Raw genomic sequence first — 23759 nt, 5'->3', positions numbered from 1 at the left:
AGAACAAAGATAAAAAAGTTCTACGTATGAATTCGCTGTTTGACAAGCCTTTTACATTCGACCGGGTTTCTCGGATCGTATTCGGCGTTCTGGCAATAGCCGGACTCCTGTATGCGTTGACTATCTTACGTAACGCGCTGCTTCCCTTTTTAATTGCCTGGTTGATGGCATACCTTATGCAACCTTTTGTGCGGTTCTTTCAATGCAAGCTTAAATTGAAAAGTCGGATTTTAGCCATTATAGCTGTGATTCTGACTAATCTATTACTTCTTATAGCCTGCGTTCTCATCCTCATACCTTCAATGACCGGAGAAATAGAGCGTATCGTTCTATTATTAAATACTCATAATTCCGGCAGCGGATATATCCCGTTTATTCCGGAAGAGTGGCTGCTCTATATCCGAAATAACGTTAACCTCTCCGAATTAATGGATCTGCTTAGCAAGGAGAATATTCTGAATGCCGTAAAGCAGTTGGCTCCACGCTTGTGGACTCTACTCTCTAACACTTTTTCCGTTTTAGTAAGTATAACAATCGTATTTATCATATTTCTGTACTTCATATTTATTTTGCTGGATTACGAAAAAATAGCAAATGGATGGAAAGAACTGATCCCTTCCAATTACCGCCCGTTCATTAAAGGTCTGGCCGACGATGTAGAGTTGAGCATGAATCGCTATTTCCGTGGGCAGGCGCTAATCGCTTTTTGTGTAGGTATCTTATTTTCTATCGGATTTAAAATAGTTGGGTTTCCCTTGGGGATCACCCTTGGCGTATTTATGGGCGTTTTAAACCTTGTTCCCTATTTGCAAACAATTGGTATAATCCCTATGTTGTTATTGGCATTGCTGAAATCGACCGAAACAGGAGAGAACTTCTGGCTTATTCTCGGAGCAGGCATTTTAGTATTAATCATTGTGCAAATTATACAAGACCTTTTCCTTACTCCCCGTATTATGGGAAAGGCAATGGGCTTAAATCCGGCGATTATACTTCTTTCCTTATCCGTTTGGGGAACATTGCTTGGTTTTATCGGATTAATAGTTGCACTTCCATTAACAACACTTTGTTTATCCTATTACAAGCGATTTATTCTGATGGAAAACAATAGCAAATTAGAAGCCTCAATTAAGGAAAAGCAAGAAGAAATACTAAAAAGTGGCGATGAATAGGTAAAAAAAATGCCAAAGGTATTGTATATTTAAAAATTACCCATATCTTTGCACCCGCATTACAGAAGTAACGCACAGGATGATTCGCTAGCTCAGCAGGTAGAGCACATCCCTTTTAAGGATGGGGTCCTGGGTTCGAACCCCAGGCGGATCACTCAAAAAAATAGGGCTTCCCTTTAGGGTTGCCCTATTTTTTTTTGCACGTTAGCTATATTGTTGTTATCACTTCTTGAATCATTGTAAAAATCCTCTTCCTTTCAAAAATAAAACCCGATTGGTTTGTGGAATTAACAATTCAAATTAGTCTTCAAAACGGAGGCTGTTTTTTATAATACTATCTTTTTAAAAAGATATCCTTTATTTTTTTAAAAATATCCTTTATGTTTTCAAAAATAACCTTTATGTTTTTGGGCGCATCTAATGGTTTAATTATCAGCAATATATAGAATTCCCCAAAAACAGCATATTTAGCCCTATTTTTAACTCAAAAAATACAAAATACTCGTTGCCAACCGGCTGTTCCGACTGATCTATTTTCTAACGGTACTAAATGTAAAGACTGTCAGACCAGCCCAAATTAATCCGAAACATATCCAATGCGAAGATGAGAATTTCTCATGGAAGACAAGAACTGCGATTATAAGTTGTAAAGTAGGACCGATATATTGTAAAAATCCAACAGTTATATAAGATATGGACTTTACTGCTTTGGCAAACATCAGTAGCGGAACAGCAGTAACAAGTCCTCCGGTTGCAAGAAGTGCCGTTTCGGTTACGGTCAAATTATGAAATGTTTCAGGAGTATTTGCAAATGTCCATGTAAAATAAATGAATACAACTGGCAATATCATAATATTTTCAAGCGCCAAAGCCGACACAACTGGCAATCCTGCTTTCTTTTTTACAACACCATACAAACTGAATGTAAGCGCCAAAGCAAGACTAATAACGGGTAGAGAGCCGTAACTGAATGTCATATACATAACTCCCGCAAAAGCTAATGTTGCCGATATTTTTTCATAAAGATTCAGCCGCTCTTTAAAAAATACCATACCCATCACAATATTTACCAACGGATTGATATAATAACCCAAACTCGACTCTATCAGATATCCGTTATTAACAGCATAAATAAATGTACCCCAATTCATTGTAATCAACGTACCAGAAAGCAACATGTGTTTTACAATTGTTCTATTCGAAATAACACGGATAAATGTTTTGCGATTCCATATAACACAAAATATCGTTAGGAAAATAGCCGACCACAATGCACGATTAGCCAATATGAAAAGCGACGGTACGTTTTCTAACAATTTCCAGTATAGCGGAAAAATACCCCAAAGTACGTAACATGCTGTACATAGTGCTAAACCCCTGTTGTATTCGGATGTGTCAGATTTAGTTATAAGTCGTACATTGCTGAATTTCATATCTGCATTTTAATTTAGTTGTTTCTTCGTACTGTTTGTGCAATGATTCTGCCCAGATACAGGCAATAACCGATTCTTCCAAATAGCCGGACTTCCACAAATCCCCGCATAGATCAAATATCTTTTGCTTAGGTAATTCTTTTATTTGCTTAAAACTCTCTTTGCCTATTTTACTTATATCTGTCATTTTCACACCATGTACTTTGGCGGCCTCTCCTTCTTTAAAGAACCGGGAGCTTGTGGCTAGTGTCTTTTCGTCGATACAGACAATCAATGCTTGACGAACTTGTTCTGTCCTTTACCGGAAAAAGTTTGCGTGAGATTCTTTTTCTTCAACCCCTATTCGATTTAGAGCCCATTATTCTATCTCGGATAAGCCCCTTATATACCTCTTTCATATCCTCACTCAAAAATGACCTATCAATAAGCGCTGACCACAGCGGAATAATCTTTTCAAATTTAAGAAAGATATTCCCACCTACTTTTTTGTCCAAACCCGATTTGGCAAAAGCTGCTTCAAAATCTGCACGTTTGAGCTTTCTCTTTTTACCATTGAGTGTGAGGGCTAATTCTTCCCTATCCTCAGGCATCACAAGCTTTGTCGAAAGCATATCATAGGCCGGAGTCAAAGAATATATGCCTTTTTGGGTACTGTATATTGAAAAATTCTTCAAGTGCATATCCGAATTTCCGGTTAACCAACAAAAATATACTTGCTCCCAAAAATTGACCAAATCTAATATAGGTACATTTGAATATTTAGAGATTAACTTAGCAATTTGTTCATAAGAACCTTTGTATTTATATTCGGTTAATCGTTCAGCAAGTTGACACATATCTTCCATTGGAAATTTATTTCCTTGCTCATCGCGATCTATACGACGAGTGATATAGCAAAGCTCTCCATCTGAAAAACGAATTAATGAATGTGGTACAGTCCTAATCTTTGCTATTTCGGCAAGATGCATCGTCAGATCTTCCAATTCCGGTAAGTTCGGATACATATCCGTTTGAGGTTTCAGTATATATCTCCCCCACAAGCCTACAATGGTAAAACGTTTCGGCTCACTCTTCTTGTCTGTTGATTCTATGTCTAAAGACAATTTAGGCTGTACTCCGGTTATTGTTGTTTGGCTACGCACAACCTCTTCTGCCAATACCGAAATATTTTCCTTTGTATATGGTAGTTCGGGAACTGTTGTTGTTCCGAATATCTTTTTCGCACAAGCAGGATGAAAGTCTATTTGCCCATCTTTCAAGGACTGATAACAATACAAACATCTATTCTTCATTGCGATCTATATTTGCAGGAATAACACTAATAGCTCCGATACAATCTTTACAGCAAGCCAATAATAAAGACATTCTGTCTCGTTGATTGATTTTCCAACTACGTTCGGCAATAACTAAAAGCCAGCCCTCAGGTATTAACCCATCGAAGAAAGGAAACAATACTTTGTCTTTATAAGGTTCGTTTTTCAAAGGCATAGTTAAACTAATCGCTTCCGAATCCCCACTATTCAAGTAATCGGGGTTATATTGGAAAGTGAAACCATTCTCATCTTCAGTTAACATTCCTGCCAACTTATCCCGCATAAATATTTCGGCCTGTTTCATAATTCTAATTTGCTTCTATCCATTGGAGCAGGTGCGAGTTCAGCGCCAAATAGATTTAATACCTGATTGACTTTGTCCATTCGCAAAGTTTGTTTGCCTTGTTCCAGTTCACGCACAAAACGAAGTCCCACCCCGGCCTTTTCGGAGAGATCCACTTGTGTTAAGTCATATTGCTTTCGCTTTTGCTTAACATACGCTGACAATGACAGATTTTCCATAATTATACCCTTTGGGTGCTAATATAGTAAATAAATACTTAAATACACCTCTTAGGGTATAAAATGTGTTTTTAAAATAGTTATTATACCTTTTAGGGGATATGATTTAATAAAAAACTGCAGAAAAATAGTGAAATGCAATCACCGTTTAACTCAAGAAATACTTTTTAGGCATCATGCAAACCGGCTTGTATTGCTGAGTAGGAGATATACGACTCGCTTCGGTGAGACATCTTCTTTTTTCTGTATCATTTTTTGATGATAAAAATGGGTCTTCCGGTTCAAAATAAAATTCGGTTGGCGTGTGGAATTAACAATTCAATTTTGGCATGAAACGGAGGCTGTTTTTTATAATACTATCTTTTTGAAAAGATATCCTTTATTTTTAAAAAGATATCCTTTATTTTCGGAAAAATAACCTTTATGTTTTTGGGTGTATCTAATAGTATGATTATCAGCAGTATATAGAATTTTCAAAAAGCAGCATATTTAGTCCTATTTTTAACTTAAAAAATGCAAAATACTTATTGTTGGCCGGGTGTTCAATTTAGTCCGTATTTTTCTTTTGAAAACCGGCTTAATGTAATAAATCTTCAATTCTTATATTGGGATTATGATATTGCAATCGTCCTTTGGATTTACCTAAACTGATAGCATTTTTAGGGCACCAATGTACACAAGCATGACATGACGCACAGTTTACACCCCATTGAGGTTGCTTGTTATTTATAACTATATTATCTACAGGGCATACTTTACTGCATATTCCACATCCAATACAGTTATTTTCCAATATGAATTTTTTATAGGTGTCATTAAAAAAGAGATTAAACAGACCTTTATGTAATTTTTCGGATAGTCCGCAATGTTTCGGGAGGCGTTTATCCGTTTTCACCTTTATAGCATCCGCAATTTTATTTGTAATTGCATCTGCACGTTCTAATATGGCGGGTCTTTTTACCGCAGAAACTTCATACTCTTTCAGACAATTTCCCACCGTAGGTACATAGTTCCCATAATTCAAACAGACTCCTTTGTTTTTTGTTATCTTGTTTACAACTGATAACGTATTGCCTTTATAGGTATAGTAAGTGGCTACGCAAAAATAATATACATCTTTTCGGAATGGAAAATTATTCAAAAAACTATAGACTATAGGCGGCACTCCTCCCATATAGACCGGAAAAACAAATCCGACTATAGCTGAGTATGGATGTTCTGCTACATTCAGCCTGTTTATTTTCACTAATTTTGATTGTTTGTACCGGGAAGCTATTACAGAGGCAGTTGTCAAACTATTTCCTGTTGCTGTAAAATAGTAGATTGTAATTGTTTCATTTGTTTCCATATTCATTTTGTTTGCGTATAATGATAAAGTTACTTACTTTTAGAAAGCATAAAAGTATTCACTCATGGATTGAAAAACAATAACTTACAAAGAGGATAGTCACTTACTTGCAAGTTTGAATTATTGAAGTACAAGAATTTACAATGGAACAATTTTTGAAAAAATATCCCTATACGGAAAATTGTCCGTTCAGGATAGTTATGGAGCATTTCGGTAATAAGTGGTCAATGATTATATTAATTACTTTAGGTGAAAACGGGAAAATGCGATTTAATGAATTGAATAGATGTATTGTTGATATCTCACAGAAAGTATTGGCAAGTACACTTCGTTTACTCGAAAAAGATGGATTTGTGAAACGAAAAATGTATCCGGAAATTCCCCCCAAAGTGGAATATGAACTTACAGCGTTAGGTCTGGATTTATTGCCGTTAATTGAACGTTTTGCAGATTGGGCCTATGCGCATATTGATGAGATAAAAAAAGCGCAGGCTCGAATGTTATAGTTTCAATATCCTGATTTTTGGGGGGGATTAAGTTTCCTAATTCGCTTTAATGTTCAGTATCGGCTTAACGGTATCGAGAATAACTGCAGTGTCCTGAATTGCGTTTATAATGAGATCTTTGTCTTTATAAGCCATAGGGGCCTCATCAAGTGTAGCACCGCAAACCGAAGTAGAATAAATACCCTCCATCTCGCTTTTGAACTCTTCTATATCTAAGGTTTTAAAGGCCTTATTACGAGCCAACATTCGTCCTGCACCATGTGACGCCGAACAGTTCCAGTCAGCATTGCTCTTTCCTTCACAGATCAACAGTCCATCTCGCATATTAAAAGGGATAATCATTTTTTCGCCTTCGTAGGCGCGAATCGCTCCTTTTCGGATAATCCAGTCTTGCGGGTCGATAAAATTATGCTTTGAGTGTATTCGTTCCACAGCTTTCACATCTCGCAACCCGACAAAAATAGCGTGTGCCATCGCATGGTGATTATACTCGGCATAGGTCTGCGCAATAACCATATCTACCAAATACTCGTACATATCGTCACCTTGCAATAACAGCTCTTTTTTACCCACATCATATCGCTCATTTAATTCGGCTAACTTAATAGGAATATCAGATGTTGGAACTGTGTTTTTCGTGATATCCTTAAATTCGTCATGATACTCCTGCGGTTTGAATTTGGCTACAGCCATTTTTTTTGCATAGTAGTTACATACTTTCAGACCAAAGTTTCGTGAACCGGAATGTAAAGTAAGGAAATGTGAACCGTCTATAGTCGATTCTCCTACCTCAATAAAGTGGTTACCGCCACCCAATGTGCCTACAGAGTTATAGAACATTCTTTCACTTATTCCAATTTTTTGACACAAATCGGTAATATATTCTTGATTTACGGTGATAGCTTCTTTACTATCCGAAAAACGTTTATTCCATTCATTTTGAAAATTATTTACGTTTGCAGTAACGGTTTTTAAATAATCTTCTACCCACCAATAGTTAAAATCTTTCCCTTTTCGGATATTATGTCCCATTGGAATCGCTTTACGGATTTGCTTGTTCACTTGCGGAAGATCTTCCAAATCAAACCGTTTGTTTAACTTATAACTGGTTACCGAACAGCCAATATCTACACCAATATAGTTCGGATTAATCATGGTAGTCATTGGCATTGTAAAACCAATCACGATTCCTTTTCCTACATGGGTATCCGGCATGATGCGTACTTGCACGCCTTCCGATATTTCGTGATTTAAGATATTTTGTACTAATTGGATAGCTCCGTCTTCAACTTCTTCCAAGAATATTTTACAATCTTGGTTATATTTTCCTTTTAATCTTATCATGATTTGCTGTTTTTTATTAATTGTTACAAAGTTAATTAGTTAGAACACAATGCTTTTTCGTATCGTGACTCAGCTCTTTAATGTTATGATTTTTTGTGCAATTTCTTTACAACGTTCTATATTGCCATTCATTCCCATACTTTCAGATTCTAAATGAAAGAGATGTCTTGTGATTTTTTCTACATCAGCACCTTTCATTTTTAAATTCACTATATATGGAACATAGGATGAATATTCGTTTCTAATACATTCAATGTCATTTACTCCTATCGGATCCCAGTCGTTCCAAAGTATTTCATCAATCTTCTTGTGCAATTCTTTATATTTCTTTTCCATAATTGTTCTTGTTTATACCCCTGATGAGATTTGGACTCGCAATCTTTTTTCGTAGGCTTTTCCTTTTAAACTACAAGGGCAATTTGTTAATGATTTCTTTGTTTGACGATACAAAGGAAAATACACGATACGCATTCTTTTTGCGTAGGTAAATTTATTTTTATTATTTTTGGAATAATATTCATTCCTAATATCATGCCGATAAATCGTAACGCCTTAATCCGCTACAAAACAATAGACACTTGCCTTCGAAACAAATATCGCCGTTGGACACTCGAAGATCTCATAGATGCTTGTTCGGATGCTCTCTATGAATATGAGGGTATAGATAAAGGTATCAGCAAACGTACTGTGCAAATGGATATCCAAATGATGCGCAGCGAGAAGTTGGGATATAATGCTCCTATTGTCGTATATGACAATAAATACTATATGTATGAGGATGAGAATTACAGCATAACCAATACACCACTGTCAGAACAGGATTTGAGAACCATGTCGGAAGCAGTGGAGGTTCTCAGACAATTCAAAGGATTCTCTTATTTTTCAGATATGGGAGATATTGTCAGTAGGTTGGAAGATCATGTAACTTCGGCACGGCAAAAAACTATTCCTGTAATTGATTTTGAAAAGAACGAAGGACTAAAAGGTCTTAATCATTTGGATATCATTTACAATGCTATTGTACATAAAGAAGTGTTACGTATCAAATACCGCTCGTTCAAGGCTCGATCAGCAAATATATTCCTCTTCCATCCTTATTTATTAAAAGAGTATCGCAACCGCTGGTTTGTATTTGGGCGAAAAAAAAACTCACTTATCAATCTGGCTCTGGATAGAATACAAACAATTGAGACTGCTCAAAAAGAAAGATTCGTAGAAAACAACTTATTCGATCCTGAAACTTTTTTTGACGATTTAGTGGGTGTTACCAAAAACATAGGGATGAAGACCGAAACTGTTCGTTTCTGGGTTGACAAGCAGAATACACCTTATGTATTGACTAAGCCATTTCACAAAAGTCAGAAAGTGATTGAAGAACACGATGATGGCTCAAAAACTTTTGAAATAAATGTTGTTGTCAATTTGGAATTGCAGCGAGAATTTTTCGGTTTTGTAGATTCTATCAAAATTCTCTCTCCACAATCATTGGTTGATTTTATGGGTTGGAAATATAGGTTGGCTAAGGAATTGTATGATGAATCACATTACATCATAGACTCCTTTTGATAATATTTTTGTACTGGTAGTAGACTTGCTATCCGGAATAATTTCTATCCAATCTCCATTTCTCTCGCCCGTTTTGACTAATGTTTTCCGAAAAATGTAAACATCTTCTTTCTCTGACTCCAAAACCAGTAGAAAGTTGTTGTTTTCTTCTGTGGTAATAGCATCATAAGGCACGCATAAGGCTTTTCGGGAGGCGGCAACAAGTTGTGCCTCTACAAACATTCCTGTCAGCAGTTTTTGTTTAGCGGTAGCATCCAATGACGCATATACATTGATAACGCGGTCATTTCCTCCTACCGATTTTCCTATTTGGGTGACTTGCGCTTCGAACTCTTCCGAACTTACTTGTGGCACGGTGAATCTGATTTTTAATCCGGTTTTCAGATTAAACACGTCTTTTTCGAATACCGCTAATTCCAGATGCATGGCTTGTGTTTCCACAATCTCCATAATCACATCGACAGGTGAAACGGCCATACCCACATTAGCATTGATAGCTGTAATATCTCCTGAAATAGGAGAATAGACCGTAATGTAGGAAGAGAATTTTCCCTGTTCCACCTCCGACGGATTGATGCGGAGCATGTTCAGCTTTTGGCGAAGGCTTTCATAAGTAGACTTTGCCCGCTTGTAGGTGCTTTCTGCTTCGAGGTATTTCTTTTGGGAAGATATCTTTTCGTCGAACAGTGTTTTTTGTCTTTCGTACTCCGATTCCAAGTATTTCATTTGCCCTGCTATCTCCAGATACGATTGTTGCAGGTCGATATACTCCGGACTTTCGAGCGTCAGGAGAGGTTGTCCTTTAGCTATTTTATCGCCGACAAGCAAAGCTATTGATTTAACATATCCGCCAACAAAAGAGGTTACTTTCGCCCTATTCTTAGGCGGCACATCTATTCTGCCTGATGCTTTTACGGTATTGTCAAATTCTTTTTCCTGTAAAGCGTTAATCTCCATTTTCATCGCGTTGAACTGCTCTTGAGTAATTTCTATAACAGCCGTATTTTCTTGATCGGCGCTTTGTTCCTCCGCTGATTTGTTTTCTCCTCCGCAGGAATTAAAAAAACCAATAGCCAACACAAATAGTATATAAGAATATCTTTTCATTGTTTATTCGTTAAAATTGAAATAATGTAACTCTAAATAAGACTTATTGTAAGAAAGCACATTGTCCAGATAATCAGACTCTATGTTGATGGCATTCTCCATACTCTGAATGTATTGAAAAAAGTCTATCTCACCATTTTTGTAGCTCATATCGGCGGTTTTTATGATTTCTTTCGAAAGCAGTTGTCCGTTTTCTGTATAATATGTAATCATTTCTCTGTGCTGATTTAGTTCGGCTTGCTTTTGCATATAGAAACTTTCCATTTGTATTTCACGATTGCTTTGCATGGCCTCCCAACTTTGCTGTTCCAACTTCGCTGTTTTGCGTTTCGAAACATTACCACTGAAAAATAAAGGAATAGCTATGCCTATCTGAAAGCCGCTTTGCCTGTATCCCAGCCCTTTGTTGGTTCCTGAAAACAATTCTACACTCAAATCGGGAAGCCAGTTTTGATTTTGCAACTTTATTTGAGAAGAGTATGTATTGCTTATCGATTCCAGGTAATTTTTCTGCAATTCTTTGCCTATGCTAACATTTTCGAGATACAATAAACTCAATTGATTGTCTGATATCTGTAAGTCGTCTTCACTTTGTACCAATGCTTTCATTTGCTCATAAAGGGCTTGCTTTTGGTTTTTCAATTGAATCAGTGTAGTATATATCTGTTTTGATTTAGCTTCTGCCGTTATTTTTTCCAGGTAATTAGATTCGCCCAATTCGAACTTACGGCTTCCTGCTTTCGAAAAAGCCGAGTAGAGACTATCTAATTGAATGTATAGCTTCTCCTTATTTTGTGTATACACAATCTGCTCATATACCAGCGAAATAGCAAGTATGAGTTTATTCTTTTGTATTTCGAATAAAGCTTTGTTTTGCTCCCATTGCGATTTGTTTACACTGCGTTTGGCACCATATACAGTAGGGAACGAAAAAGTCTGTTCTACTCCAAATACCCGTAGGGCTTTATTGTTCGGGGCTATATTGTTTTCGTCGTAGCTATAATAAACCGAGGTTTTATCGAAGTCGAAAGCTGTTCCGATGTTTGCTTTCGAAGCCAGCGTCTGCAATTGATACGAGCTTAACTCCTTGTTATTCGTAATTGCTGTTTCAATCAGCCTGTTTAGTTCGGGATTATTGTTTTGCGAATAAATTGCCGTGCTAAAAGCCAATACACATCCGAGCACTATGTTTTTAAATATCGTCTTCATCTTTTGTCAGATTTTTGTCAAACACTTTGAAAAGTATAGGCAAAACTACCATCGTGAGCAGGGTGGCTGTAAATAATCCACCGATAACTACCGTTGCCAGAGGGCGTTGTACTTCTGCTCCTGCCGAAGAAGAAATGGCCATCGGAAGAAAACCAAGTGCAGCGGCGGCGGCAGTTAGTGTTACAGGGCGAAGTCTGTCGGTAGTCCCTTTCAGTATCAGCACATCTATATTCTTCATGCCTTTATTTTTCAGCACTTTCAGGTGTTCTACCAATACAATTCCGTTTAATACGGCGATACCGAACAGAGCGATAAAGCCAACTCCTGCCGAAATGCTGAAAGGCATTCCCCGTAGCCAGAGCAGTAATACACCTCCTACAGCCGATAGCGGTATGGCAGTAAAGACAAGCATGGTTTCCCTTATCGAACCAAAAGCAAAATACAGTAGCACAAAGATGAGGCACAAAGCGACAGGCACAGCTATTTTAAGCCGGGTAAGCGCATTTTGCATATTCTCGAACTGTCCGCCATAGGTTACCGTATATCCGGGAGGTAAATTAATCTTTTCATTGATAATCGTAGAAACGTCTTTCACAACACTTTCCATGTCACGACCACGCACGTTTACTCCTATTACAACACGACGTTTGGTGTCATCGCGGGATATTTTGGCCGGTCCTTCGGTGTATTCTATCTTCGCCAGTTCGCGCAAAGGAATCTGTCTGCCATCGGGAAGCGCTACATAGAGGTTTTGCAAATCATCAATATTGTTCCTGAGGTTTTCTTCCAAACGGATTACCAGATCGAAACGGCGTTCGCCTTCAAAAACATTACCAACGGTTGTCCCGGCGAAAGATAAAGAGACGATATCGTTTATATCCGAAATGTTCAGTCCATACCGGGCTATGTGTGTGCGGTTGTACTCGACAGTCATTTGTGGTAATCCGTCTATTTTTTCTACAATAATATCGGCAGCACCCTCCACATTGGCAATTGCATGCTTTATCTGTTCGGCTTTCTCAGCTAATACGCTTAAATCTTCGCCGAATATTTTGATAGCCACATCAGATCGTGTACCCGAAATAAGTTCATTGAAACGCATCTCGATAGGTTGGGTAAATTCGATTTCCATATTTGGGATGGTCGCTTCAAGTTCTTTTTTTATTTTATCAACTAATTCGTCTTTCGTGCTTGCTGATACCCATTCGCTTTTCGGTTTTACTTTTACGATAATATCGCTTTCTTCCATCGACATAGGATCGGTAGGTACTTCGGCCGCACCGATACGGCTGACGATCTGTTCTACTTCGGGGAATTTATTCAGTATTGTTTTTTCTATCAACGTGGTGGTTTCGATCGTTTTTGCCAAAGATGTTCCTGTTTTTAGGACGGGTTGGATAACGAAGTCGCCTTCATCCAACTGTGGTATAAATTCGCCACCCATTCGGGAGAATACGAGAATAGCCAAAACAAGTAAACCAGCGGCACTTGCCAGTGTCGCCTTTGTATGCTTCAGTGCCCATGTGATGGCGGGTAAATAACATTTGGTTAATAATCGCATGATGCTGACGGTTATCCCGTTTCTCTTTTGCAGCTGCGGTTTTATCAATAAAGAGGATGCTACCGGAACATAGGTTAAACAGAGCAGCATAGCTCCGATAAGCGCAAAACCAAATGTGAGTGCCATCGGACGAAACATTTTTCCTTCTACTCCCGAAAGAGATAGGATGGGAATAAACACAATCAGAATAATCAATTGTCCGAAAATGGCGGAATTCATCATGGTAGACGAACTTCCCAGTGTTATTCTGTCTATTTCCCTTTTTCGGTCGGATACAGGCAGGAGATTTATTTTTGAAGCATTGGCGGTCATTTGTGCCGATACATATTCTACAATAATAACCGCACCATCTATAATAATTCCGAAGTCGATTGCACCCAGACTCATCAGGTTGGCGTCTATCCCAAAAATCCGCATCAAGGAGATCGCAAATAACAAGGAAAGAGGTATAACGGATGCAACCACAAGTCCTGATCGGATATTACCCAGTAAGAGTACAACCACAAATATAACGATCAGACAGCCCAATATAAGATTTTCGGTAACGGTGAAAGTCGTTTTTGCCACTAACTCGCTTCGCTCTAAAAACGCATTAATATATACACCTTCGGGAAGTGATTTTTGCACCTCTGCTACACGCTCTTTTACGGCATTGATGGTTTCTTTCGAGTCGGCCCCTTTGAGCATCATTACCTGACCGAGCACCTTTTCGCCTTCTCCGTTGCCGGTAATTGCACCGAAGCGGTTGGCACTACCGAAATGAACGGTAGCAATATCTTTAACAAGAACAGGGATTCCATCCACATTCTTGACGATTATACTTTCAATATCCTCGATTGAGCTTATCTTCCCTTCTCCACGAATAAAATAGCTCTGATTGACCTTTTCGATGTATGCACCGCCTGCAATGCTGTTGTTTTTCTCCAATGCGGTAACTATGTCGCCCGTTGTTATGGACATTGCTTTCAGCCGGGAGGGGTTAATCGCTACTTCGTATTGTTTGAGGTATCCTCCCCAAGTATTGATTTCGACTACCCCCGGGATGCCCGAAAGTTGCCTTTTTACGATCCAGTCTTGTATGGTGCGCAGGTCTGTAACAGAGTATCTGTCTTTGTATTCGGGTTTTACATCAAGTATATATTGGTAGATTTCGCCCAAACCGGTGGATATAGGACCCATTTCGGGCGAACCGAAACCTTCGGGAATAAGTTCGGATGCGGTTTTTATCTTCTCGGCTATCAATTGGCGGGGCAGATAAGTTCCCATGCTTTCATCGAAAACAATTGTTACTACAGACAGTCCGAACTTAGAAACAGAACGAATCTCCTGTACGCCGGGCAAGTTGGCCATCTCCATCTCGATGGGATAGGTGATAAATTGCTCTATATCTTCGGTGGAAAGATTGGTAGAAGTGGTGATAACCTGCACCTGATTATTGGTAATATCAGGAACCGCCCCGATTGGTATATGAAATACGGAATAAGTGCCATAGGCAAATATGACAAACGTAAATAACAATATGATGAGCTTGCGGTTGAGACTGAACCGTATAATCTTTTCTAACATCGACTTTTCCTACCTGTTTTTATGTTAAACAAAAATAGGAAGATGTTAAATGGAGTTGCTTAAGATTTGCTTAAGATTGGGGTATTTGCAGTCTGACAGTAGTTCCTGCCCCCTCTTTGCTCGTTATGTCGATCCTGATATTTAATAGGGAGCAGAATCTTTTTACAATAGGTAATCCCAAGCCAAATCCCTTAATATCGGAATGGTCTGAGGAGCGATAGAATTTATCGAAAATTTTCTTTAAATCCTGTTCAGAAATACCCGGACCGTTATCTTTTACTTCACAATACATAACATTACCTTCATTGCTCACATTTATTTCCACCTCTCCATGCTGATGAGAATATTTCACTGCGTTGGATAGTATATTGTTTATAATGGTGGAAAACAAATAGCTGTCAGTTTTCAGATAAACAATTTCGGGCGATATAATCGTCTTGATTTGAATATCTTTCTGTTGTATGCTTCTATCGATATACCTTAAATTGTCGTCAATAATTGTTTTAATATTCGCGTCTACCATTTTCAAAGACTGTTTCATGTTTTCATAGCGGGTAAGAATTAGCAATTCATCCACTAAATGATTTAAACGGTCTACTTCATTAATGCAGTATTTTACTTTTTCTTCATACTCTTCCTGCCGGCGAGGTTTGCGTATAAGCACTTCAAGTGTTCCTTTCAATACGGCCAATGGCGTGCGAAACTCATGCGAAGCATAGGTGGTAAAAGACTTCTCACGTTCTATGGTTTTCTCTATTCGATCGAGAAGTTGGTTGATCGTATCCGAAAGGATATATAGCTCATCCATGTTGTGAGGCAGCGGGATGCGTTCGGTGAGGTTGTCTCGTGTGATGTTATTTGACGTATCAATAATATCGTTAATGGGTTTAATGCTCCTTCCGGCAATAAATCGAGCCACGAAAAACAAAATGACAAGAAAAATAGGGTACGTAAGTAGGAGAATGCGTTGCAACGTTTCCAAAACCACTTCTGAACCTTCACGGGCTACTGCAACCAATAAATGTCCGACTCTTTTCCCGGAATCATCCAGAATAGGCACTTGCACCTGTCTGATTCTTTTTTCGGCAAGCTCTCCGTTGAAGAACTCATTGTCTTTCTGGTCAGGGTCGTATTGCAAATTGGTATCTTTGAGGTTAGGAGATTTGTCGATCAGGGTTTCATCAATATCCAGAAATTCAATGAATACGGGGTCTACGCCTACTGTATTATGTTCGCGTTCCATCCATTCCTTATGACTTTTCAAGGCTATAGTTCCGTTTTTCACTTCTACTTCCTGCGAATGGCGGTCTGCTTCACGGCGGAGATCTTCGTTCAGATGACCGGATACGCTGATTTTTACCACTATAAAAATGGTAGCAAATACAATCCCAATCAGCAATGCCGTAGTGATTATATAGTTTAGCGCTATTCTGTTTCTGAAAGAAAAATTCTTCATATACTATATATTGGCTATATACCCTACACCGCGCACGGTTTTAATGTATCCATTGTCCTTATCTAAATTTAGTTTCTTGCGTATGGCATTGATAAATACATCAATAACCCCCGTGTCGTATTCAAAATTAATTCCCCATACTTTTTCTATGATCTCCTCTCTTTTGCAGACACAGCCTTTATTACGAACCAGAAACTCAAGCAGTTCAAACTCACGCTGAGTCAGGGGGATATCCGAAGAATCCATTTTAACCTCATACGTTTTTAAATTCAGCATAATATTGCCCAGTGTAAGGATAGATTGCTCTTTATTACGGAAATGTATCTTTATCCTTTCCAATAGCTCGTCGAAGCTAAACGGCTTTTTGATATAATCGTTAGCACCTGCTTGCAGTCCTTCTATTGTTTCCTGCACAGTGTCTTTTGCCGTTAAAAACAAAATGGGTGTTTCCTTATCTTTTTCACGAATAACTCTGCAAACTTCTAAGCCGGTCATCTTTGGCAGCATCCAGTCCAGCAAAACCAAGTTTGGTGTTTCCGATTGGAAAAGCGCTACACCCTGCTTTCCATCAGGAGCAATAGAAATCTTATAACCTTCCTCCTCCAACCCTTGTTTCAGAAAGTTATAGATTCCGGGTTCGTCTTCTATGATAAGGATATGCCGCATAGTACTGCAAATATAAAGACACATTCCCTATTTTCGGTAATTTTGTGTGCTATATTATTCCGGAGGAGGTGGGGTTTGTTGTTTGTGAATTTAAGTTAAAAACAGGACTTGGATTTCAGTTTTTGGAGCTGTCTTTTATGTTGTTGATAATCAGCACATTGAAGATATTGAAAAACATAAAGGTTATTTTCCCAAAAATAAAGGATATTTTTTGAAAAATAAAGGATATATTTTCAAATACATAGTATTATGAAAAAAAGCCGCTGTTTTAAGCCTGAGTTTGAATTGTTAATTTATCTTTTTATTCCATTCTAATAAGCTGTAACTTCTGTTCAGGTTGGGATAGCGATCTTGCGGAATGTAGATGGTTAGTCCGGAGTGTGCCTGTATGCTAAATCCACCATGTTTGGGCAGCATAAAGTGGTCGGTAGCCGATTTCCAGATTACACACGCTTCGGTAGCGGCTTGCAGCATGGCTTGTTTATCGGCAGGCAACGTTTTGTAGCCGTCGCAAAGATCGAAGAAGAGGGAATTGCCGTAGCGGCTAAAGCTTTGTGATGAAATGTCCGGGGTTACATTCGTACCACGTAATGCGTCCAGAATACCATCAATCTCACGCGTGCTGATGAGGCTAAGTGTCAGTGAATTGACGTCCTCTTCACGCTGTTCATAATCACTCTTAATCGCGCGACAGAAACCGGTGAGGTCTGCTTCTTCTTTGAATAAAAAAGGTATAGCTTTGGCATAAACATGAGTAAAGCCCGGCGAAACGATCTCGGCCGAAGAAGCGACAATGTATTTAGTTTTATCTTTCAATTCGTAAGCCACTTCGACACCTGCCATGAAGCAAGCCTCGAAAATGATATGATCGAACATACCGTTGGGAATAGCGGCGGCAAAATCAGGAATTTCCATTTCATTGCCTCCGTCAATGATCACCGAGCGAAGTGCAGCATTTCCATAAGTACCATTAGGCATCCATCCGGAAGCATGCGAGAACACAGCCAACCCATACGAGGGAGCCGGATAAAGCTCAATTACATCCTGCAATACACCCTTGAACACGTCCGCGTTAGCCGAATTGCTGTCTTCGTACTCACGAACAATAGTTTGTTTGCCGTTGCCAACTTTCATCAGTTTGGGATTGCTGTTTTTTGAATCGAGGTAGATAAGCAAGTTTCCGCATTTAGGAATAACCACATCTTTCAGTTGATCGGCCTTTTGCAGCGCTTCACCACTCAGGTTATTATCCCCCCCAATATAATAAAGAACAGTTCGTATAGTCTCCTTTGGTTCCTCATCCTCTTTAGTGCATCCGGAGAAAAACAAGCACAAAGACAAGATAAAAATCGAGGTTTTGATTAATTTACACATACAGTTAAGCGAAGGTGATGCCCACAAAACGACATTCCCTTATATTCTATAGTTAAACAAATGAAATTCAGCGCAAATCTAAGCAATAATTTCCGCACTGTCACGTCTTTCCCACATCATTTTACCCCGCATCATCCTTTTTTAACCGAAAAGATATACTATTATGAAAGCAAATCGCGTAATCGGGTGGGGAGGGGTCTCTCTTTATGTTGAGCTCTCTTTGTTAATCTGAGTTCTGCAGAAGTTGTGAGAACTTTTTGTTCGGGAATTGTTTATATAAATACTTATCTTTGTTTGTGAGGGATGAGGTTTTAATTTAAGCTATACTCAATGGAGGAAAATGAGAAAAGTGCTTCGCGCTGGTTAAATAAAAGGATTGTTGAAGCGAAGAGTGCTTATATCCGGGCTTCGGTTTTTACGTTGATAAGCGCGGGGTGTTTTGTCGTTTTTTGTTGGTACTTGTCGGGATTTGCGGCTTCGTGGCTCAACGATGGACTCGTTTTGCCGGATCAGCTGTTGATTGCATCGGTATTTCTAACGGGCAGATATATTTTCGCCCATGTTGCCTCGCAGCTCAACTACAACGCGGGGAATATCATTGTAGGGCGGGTAAAAAAAGAACTTTACCCGATATTATTAAACAACAGCAAATCAGATTCCGTATCGAGCACGCTGTTCGTTACCCGGGTGAGCGATGATCTGAAGCCTTATTTTGCCTTCTTTATTCCTTATGCAATGGCATCGGTGTTGGTTAGTCTGCTGTTAATGGTGGTTTGTCTTTGGACGGAGAAATGGGTAGGTCTTGTACTTCTTGTTTCGCTGGTGGTTATCCCTATGCAGATGATTATTATCGGAATAGGAGCCGAAGCGCTTCACAAAAAACATATTGATCTGTTTCTGAAATATTCGGCAGTGTTTTACAATCGCCTGCAAACGATCGCGGAAATAGTTAATTTGGCTAATTTCAAACCGCAGTACCGTTTTCTTTCAGAAAAAAGCAAGGCTTTAAATGACGCGACTACCAGCGTAATGCGGGTTGCTATCCTATCCTCGGCGGTATTGGAACTTTTTGTTACCCTTGCGATTGCGATGGTCGCTATTTATCTCGGCATGAGTCTGCTCGGTATTATGGCCGGGCCGAACTATGGCAAAGGATACGATTTCAGAATCGCACTGTTCCTACTCACCATAACTCCTTATTTCTTCTTTTATTTGCGAAAGTTTGTGAGTGCTTATCACGACCGCAACAGAGCCATTGCTTCTGCAAAAACCGTGATGCCGTTGTTGGAAGACGAAAACACCACGACTTTTGTCGATATCCGTGAAGCAGCCGATACATTCGAGATAGACAGACTGAACTTTGCTTATCCTGATTCGCCCGTAAAAGTACTGCATGATATTCACCTTACGTTGCCCCGTAAAGGGTTGGTATTGGTGAAAGGAATATCCGGTTCGGGCAAATCGACTTTGCTGAAGATATGTACAGGGAGTCTGCCCGTGAAAGAAGGCACCGTGTCGGTCAACGGGAAAACGAACGAATGGTCCCGGCAATGGCTGAAGGCAAACACCTCTTACATGAATCAATTTCCGTTCATCTTTGATGGAACGTTGAAGTACAACGTATTTCTGGAAAAAGACACAGATAAGAACAACAACTATCCTGCATTCTTAGATAAGATACTAAACAAAAAGGAAGACGGCTGGCAAACAACTTTAAGCCACAACGGCAAACAGCTTTCGGGTGGTGAAAAACAATTAGTCACCCTTGCCCGTATGCTGATGCACCCACGACCAATCGCTATTCTGGATGAACCGACGGCAAATTTAGACACCGATACAGTCGGCATCATTCTTCCACAAATAATGAAGTTGGCCGAAAGCCAATTGGTGATCGTTGCTTCGCACGAGAAGATGTTTGATACTGTTGCCGATCGGATAGTAAACTTAAACTGGGGAGAACAAATGACTTATGAATAAATTTATTACCAAACATATCTTGTATCCCTTAGCCGGCAAATGGTTTCGGGGGTTTTTCTTGTTGTTGTTATGGACTATTTCCTTTGTAGCGCTTCCGGCCATTTCCGGTTGGTTTCTGGCCATTTGCAGTGTTGTGTTCATTACCGCAAGCACCACATTCTCGTATTTGGTTCCGTCTGCCATTATCCGTTTAATGGCATTGGTGCGTACTGCCATGAGATACTTCGAACGATTAGAAAATCATAAAACTACACTCGAGGCGCAGCAACGGCTGCAATTACAAATATTTCAGTCTGTTGCCCGGCTTCCCTATTTCAAAAAGCAAGTCAATAATAACTCCGCATTGCTCGAAAACAGTACGCACGGGGTAGATCAGCTATTAAATCATATTCTTTTATGGCTGTTGCCCTTATCCTCGCTAATCCTTACACTTAGTGTTTATGCCTTTTTTATGGCGTTCTTTTCAGCACCACTTGCATTGGAGTTTGTAATCTCATCTGCTATTTTATTGTTTGTCGTGCCTCAATTCTTTTTTGTGAAGAACAGAAAGCATTATCAAGCCCTGAAATCAGCCCGTGAAACAAATAACCAGGCACTCATTCAAAGTTTCAGAGGCAGAATTGAAATCTCAAAATACAATATGGAAGAGAAGGCTATCCTGCAATACGAACAGAGATTATCAGAACTTGAACAATTAGAAAAGAAATTGCAAACGAATTCATTCTGGCTGCAACTGATTGCCGGACTCGGATTTAGTTACATCGCCGCATTCCTGCTATGGCGTTCCGGACAGTACGGAATAGATGCACCTACCGCGATCGGGATTTTCTTTGGGATCATGGCACAGGCCGAATTATCCGAAATGCTTTTCTCCGGAAAATCAGAAAAAAGTTCGGTGGAACACCAGATAAAAGATATCGATTCAATTCTAAAACAAGGCGCGCAACCGGTTGAAACAGTACAGGTACACGATGCGCTGAGAAAGCTAAGCCTAACAAATGTAAGTGCTAAAATACCCGAAACACCTGTCGAAACCGGCGAAGTATCCTTGGTTATAGAGAAAGGAGACTGGATTGCCCTCTACGGAGAAACAGGAAAAGGAAAAACAACCTTGCTGAACAGTCTCTTCTATCCCGAATACCGCCGGAGCGGCTCTTTGGTCTGGAATGATGATGCGGATCTATTGCATCTACCTGTACCCGAATGTATTTACGTTACACAAAAAGCTTATCTCCTCACCGGAACGCTGCGTGAGAATTTCGAAAGCTACCCCGACGAAGCAATAGAGCAAGTACTAAAAACAGTAGATCTGGAAAGTTGGCGTTCGGCATTACCAAACGGTTTAGATAGCTGGATCGGTGAAAACGGCGAAACCCTGAGCGGCGGACAGCGTAAAAAACTACTTCTCGCGCAAGCTCTGCTAAAAGAGCCTCAATTATTGGTAGTAGACGAACCTACAGCCGGTATCAGTTCGGAAAACGCCATCGCCATTTTCCAAAACATCAAACAACGCTATCCGGATATTACCATCCTGATGGCTACACACCTGACCGAATTTGAAGGAATAGTGGATAAGGTGGTTCGGCTTTAGAATTTCTTATTATTCAAAACAGATAATAATCGTTGTGCCGGTATTCACTCCGGATTCTATGCGGTATTTAATGTTGTTCTTTTCCAGGATGCGTAAGGCGATTGAAAGTCCAATACCGCTTCCGTGCATCGGGCTTGCGTTGTCGGCACGGTAAAAGGGTTTGCTGATGTTTTTAAGTTCCCCGGCAGGGATGCCGATACCTTTGTCCGCAACCGCGATATTCAGCCGGGTATGCTCTCTATACAGCCTGATGTCTATTGATTTACCTCCTGAATATTTAACCCCGTTTTCGATGATATTAAACATGGCCATCAACAATTGCGTACGGTCTTTTTCGACCATCAATATATCTTCGTCTTCCGGCAAAATATCCAGTTGAACATTGATTTTATTATTTGCATAACTGAGTGAGAGCTTTTCAATAATCTCCCAAATCAGTTCATCTATCCTGAATTGATTGCTCAATTCCGTTTCTTTTCTCAGGTTTGAAATAATGATCAGCGTATTCAGAATCTCTTCTAACTGATGAATCTGCGAGATAAGTTTCAACGAAAGTTTCTCGTATTCTTCCGGACTACGGTCTTTGAGGGAGAATACTTCTAAATTTCCCAGCATCGAAGCCAAAGGCGTTTTGAATTCATGCGAAACATAATTAACAAAATTCTTTTGAATAATAAACGTATCCGCTATCTGTTCCAGCAAATGATTAAATGTTTCGGTCAGTTCCTGCAATTCATCCTTTGTGTTGGGCACGTCGATCTGATTTGTCGGGTTGTGTGGCGGAATGTTTTTTACCTGATCTATTACCGAACTAAAAGGTTTGTAAGCAATACGCGCCAACCAACGGCTAAGTAAAACAACAGCGATCAGACCCACAATCAGTGCCGATAGCAGTATCCACAACAAAGCGACCAATTGCTCATTTAACAGTGCTTTGGGTTCCTTGGCTACAATTACGAAATCGCCCTGATTATCTTCGTAATAGAGACCGTGACAAAACTCGTTTTCGGAGGAGAAAGATAAACTTCGCTTCTCTCTTATCGCATTCAATGTAGATAAGGATATCGTTTCATTCTTATTGCCCCAAACAATTTCGTCGTTCTGATTATAAACCTGATAGGAATCGCCGGCTACTATGGCATCGAATTGTTTCCTTACGGATTCAAATTCATTCGCGTTGAGTTCATCTTCTTCCAGGTGAAAAAACGCCACTAAATAGGCTGTCTTCTCTAAATTCTTATTTACTGCCCTTTGGGTGTTTTTCTGATAAAGAACATAAATAAAAAATGAGATGATAATAAAAATAACTCCGAAGGCGAGGGAACTATATAAACTTTGACGTGTCTGAATTTTCATACCCGGTTTATGCTTGCGTTCGTATTAAATATCCTCTTCCTTTTACGGTTTGGATCAGCTTATTCTGCGACATCGAATCAATCTTATTTCGGAGATAAGATATATACACATCTACCACATTTGTATTTGTATCGTAATCGATCCCCCACACCGTATTTAAAATCTGAGGGCGGGGCAATACTTTGTTTTTATTCTCCATTAACAGCTGAAGAAGTTTGAATTCCTGCAAGGTCAGCTTTATCTCTACACCGCCCCGTTCCACCACATGGCTGTCTATATACAATTTCAGGTCATCGGCAACCAGGGCTTTGTCTTGTACTTCATTATTAAACTTCGATCTGCGGGTCAGCGCATGGATACGTGCCACCAGTTCCTTAAAATGAAAAGGCTTTGCCAGGTAATCATCCGCGCCATAGTCTAACGCTTTGACTTTGTCGTCCGGTTCACCTAACGCACTGACTACAAGTATAGGAGTGTTGATTTTTTTATACCGGGTGTATTGCAGCAGTGTGATTCCGTCTAAATCAGGAAGCATGATGTCGAGCAAAATCAAACCCCATTCACGCTGCGTGATCAGACTACGGGCGTCGGTACCGTTTTCGGCTAGAACAACCGAGAACCCACATTCTTCCAGTCCCTTCACCATAAACTCGCTGATACGGCGATTATCTTCAACCAATAAAAGTTCCATA

Annotated in this window: 21 protein-coding genes and 1 tRNA gene; 6 read left to right on the top strand and 16 right to left on the bottom strand. The window is 39.5% G+C overall.

What is annotated here, in order from left to right:
- Positions 1-26 precede the first annotated feature (26 nt).
- Both B9Y81_RS11565 and B9Y81_RS11560 read left to right on the top strand, forming a co-directional pair.
- Positions 27-1172 carry an AI-2E family transporter gene (locus B9Y81_RS11565; protein WP_085537078.1) on the top strand — a complete coding sequence of 382 codons (1146 nt, stop codon included), beginning with the start codon at positions 27-29 and terminating at the stop codon, positions 1170-1172.
- Between the two features lie 81 nt (positions 1173-1253).
- A tRNA-Lys gene (locus B9Y81_RS11560) sits at positions 1254-1326 on the top strand.
- Between the two features lie 376 nt (positions 1327-1702).
- Here B9Y81_RS11560 and rarD read toward each other — a convergent pair.
- The 6 genes from rarD to B9Y81_RS11530 form a co-directional block, all read right to left on the bottom strand.
- A complete protein-coding gene (rarD, locus tag B9Y81_RS11555) occupies positions 1703-2605 on the bottom strand; it encodes an EamA family transporter RarD (protein WP_085537077.1) in 903 nt (300 codons plus the stop codon).
- Positions 2574-2879: a DNA alkylation repair protein gene (locus B9Y81_RS11550; RefSeq protein WP_245832441.1), complete on the bottom strand. Its 306-nt coding sequence runs from the start codon at positions 2877-2879 to the stop codon at positions 2574-2576. The genes rarD and B9Y81_RS11550 overlap by 32 nt, the downstream gene beginning before the upstream one ends.
- Before the next feature lie 58 nt (positions 2880-2937).
- On the bottom strand, positions 2938-3897 hold the full coding sequence (locus B9Y81_RS11545) for a HipA domain-containing protein (protein ID WP_085537076.1): 960 nt from the start codon (positions 3895-3897) through the stop codon (positions 2938-2940).
- Positions 3887-4222, bottom strand: a complete 336-nt coding sequence (locus B9Y81_RS11540) for a HipA N-terminal domain-containing protein (protein ID WP_085537075.1) — start codon at positions 4220-4222, stop codon at positions 3887-3889. Before B9Y81_RS11540 ends, B9Y81_RS11545 begins: the two co-directional genes overlap by 11 nt.
- Entirely contained in the window at positions 4219-4440 is a 222-nt protein-coding gene (locus B9Y81_RS11535) for a helix-turn-helix transcriptional regulator (protein WP_085537074.1), read from the bottom strand. Before B9Y81_RS11535 ends, B9Y81_RS11540 begins: the two co-directional genes overlap by 4 nt.
- A gap of 577 nt (positions 4441-5017) precedes the next feature.
- Entirely contained in the window at positions 5018-5788 is a 771-nt protein-coding gene (locus B9Y81_RS11530) for an EFR1 family ferrodoxin (RefSeq protein ID WP_245832440.1), read from the bottom strand.
- Positions 5789-5931: 143 nt separating this feature from the next.
- Here B9Y81_RS11530 and B9Y81_RS11525 point away from each other — a divergent pair, with 143 nt between their 5' ends.
- Positions 5932-6294 carry a winged helix-turn-helix transcriptional regulator gene (locus B9Y81_RS11525; RefSeq protein WP_085537072.1) on the top strand — a complete coding sequence of 121 codons (363 nt, stop codon included), beginning with the start codon at positions 5932-5934 and terminating at the stop codon, positions 6292-6294.
- 36 nt (positions 6295-6330) lie between these two features.
- Here the strand turns inward: B9Y81_RS11525 and B9Y81_RS11520 are convergent, their stop codons facing one another.
- Complete coding sequence (locus B9Y81_RS11520) at positions 6331-7638, bottom strand: RtcB family protein (protein WP_085537071.1); 1308 nt, start codon at positions 7636-7638, stop codon at positions 6331-6333.
- A gap of 69 nt (positions 7639-7707) precedes the next feature.
- Positions 7708-7974, bottom strand: coding sequence for a hypothetical protein (locus B9Y81_RS11515; protein ID WP_085537070.1), 267 nt, complete (start codon positions 7972-7974; stop codon positions 7708-7710).
- Between the two features lie 195 nt (positions 7975-8169).
- Between B9Y81_RS11515 and B9Y81_RS11510 the strand changes: the two genes are divergently transcribed.
- Positions 8170-9204 carry a helix-turn-helix transcriptional regulator gene (locus B9Y81_RS11510; RefSeq protein ID WP_085537069.1) on the top strand — a complete coding sequence of 345 codons (1035 nt, stop codon included), beginning with the start codon at positions 8170-8172 and terminating at the stop codon, positions 9202-9204.
- Here B9Y81_RS11510 and B9Y81_RS11505 read toward each other — a convergent pair.
- The 6 genes from B9Y81_RS11505 to B9Y81_RS11480 form a co-directional block, all read right to left on the bottom strand.
- The gene (locus B9Y81_RS11505; RefSeq protein ID WP_085537068.1) at positions 9178-10311 is read right to left on the bottom strand and encodes an efflux RND transporter periplasmic adaptor subunit; all 1134 of its coding nucleotides are present in this window, start codon (positions 10309-10311) and stop codon (positions 9178-9180) included. The genes B9Y81_RS11510 and B9Y81_RS11505 overlap by 27 nt on opposite strands.
- Before the next feature lie 3 nt (positions 10312-10314).
- The gene (locus B9Y81_RS11500) at positions 10315-11520 is read right to left on the bottom strand and encodes a TolC family protein (RefSeq protein WP_085537067.1); all 1206 of its coding nucleotides are present in this window, start codon (positions 11518-11520) and stop codon (positions 10315-10317) included.
- Positions 11504-14647, bottom strand: a complete 3144-nt coding sequence (locus B9Y81_RS11495; RefSeq protein WP_085537066.1) for an efflux RND transporter permease subunit — start codon at positions 14645-14647, stop codon at positions 11504-11506. Before B9Y81_RS11495 ends, B9Y81_RS11500 begins: the two co-directional genes overlap by 17 nt.
- A 70-nt stretch (positions 14648-14717) precedes the next feature.
- On the bottom strand, positions 14718-16103 hold the full coding sequence (locus tag B9Y81_RS11490; protein WP_085537065.1) for a sensor histidine kinase: 1386 nt from the start codon (positions 16101-16103) through the stop codon (positions 14718-14720).
- A gap of 3 nt (positions 16104-16106) precedes the next feature.
- Positions 16107-16769, bottom strand: coding sequence for a response regulator transcription factor (locus B9Y81_RS11485; protein ID WP_085537064.1), 663 nt, complete (start codon positions 16767-16769; stop codon positions 16107-16109).
- Between the two features lie 288 nt (positions 16770-17057).
- The gene (locus B9Y81_RS11480; protein ID WP_085537063.1) at positions 17058-18143 is read right to left on the bottom strand and encodes a clostripain-related cysteine peptidase; all 1086 of its coding nucleotides are present in this window, start codon (positions 18141-18143) and stop codon (positions 17058-17060) included.
- A gap of 330 nt (positions 18144-18473) precedes the next feature.
- Here B9Y81_RS11480 and B9Y81_RS11475 point away from each other — a divergent pair, with 330 nt between their 5' ends.
- Both B9Y81_RS11475 and B9Y81_RS11470 read left to right on the top strand, forming a co-directional pair.
- Positions 18474-20120: an ATP-binding cassette domain-containing protein gene (locus B9Y81_RS11475; protein WP_085537062.1), complete on the top strand. Its 1647-nt coding sequence runs from the start codon at positions 18474-18476 to the stop codon at positions 20118-20120.
- On the top strand, positions 20113-21711 hold the full coding sequence (locus B9Y81_RS11470; RefSeq protein WP_085537061.1) for an ATP-binding cassette domain-containing protein: 1599 nt from the start codon (positions 20113-20115) through the stop codon (positions 21709-21711). Before B9Y81_RS11475 ends, B9Y81_RS11470 begins: the two co-directional genes overlap by 8 nt.
- Positions 21712-21720: 9 nt before the next feature.
- On the opposite strand, the gene B9Y81_RS11465 is transcribed toward B9Y81_RS11470, so the two are convergent.
- Positions 21721-23067, bottom strand: coding sequence for a sensor histidine kinase (locus B9Y81_RS11465; protein WP_085537060.1), 1347 nt, complete (start codon positions 23065-23067; stop codon positions 21721-21723).
- A gap of 7 nt (positions 23068-23074) precedes the next feature.
- On the bottom strand, positions 23075-23758 hold the full coding sequence (locus B9Y81_RS11460; protein ID WP_085537059.1) for a response regulator transcription factor: 684 nt from the start codon (positions 23756-23758) through the stop codon (positions 23075-23077).
- Between the last annotated feature and the right edge of the window lies 1 nt (position 23759).

It is taken from the genome of Massilibacteroides vaginae (assembly GCF_900178525.1).
Taxonomy (GTDB): domain Bacteria; phylum Bacteroidota; class Bacteroidia; order Bacteroidales; family Tannerellaceae; genus Massilibacteroides; species Massilibacteroides vaginae.
Note: the sequence above shows the minus strand (reverse complement) of the source record. Positions and strands in the feature narration are given on the sequence as shown.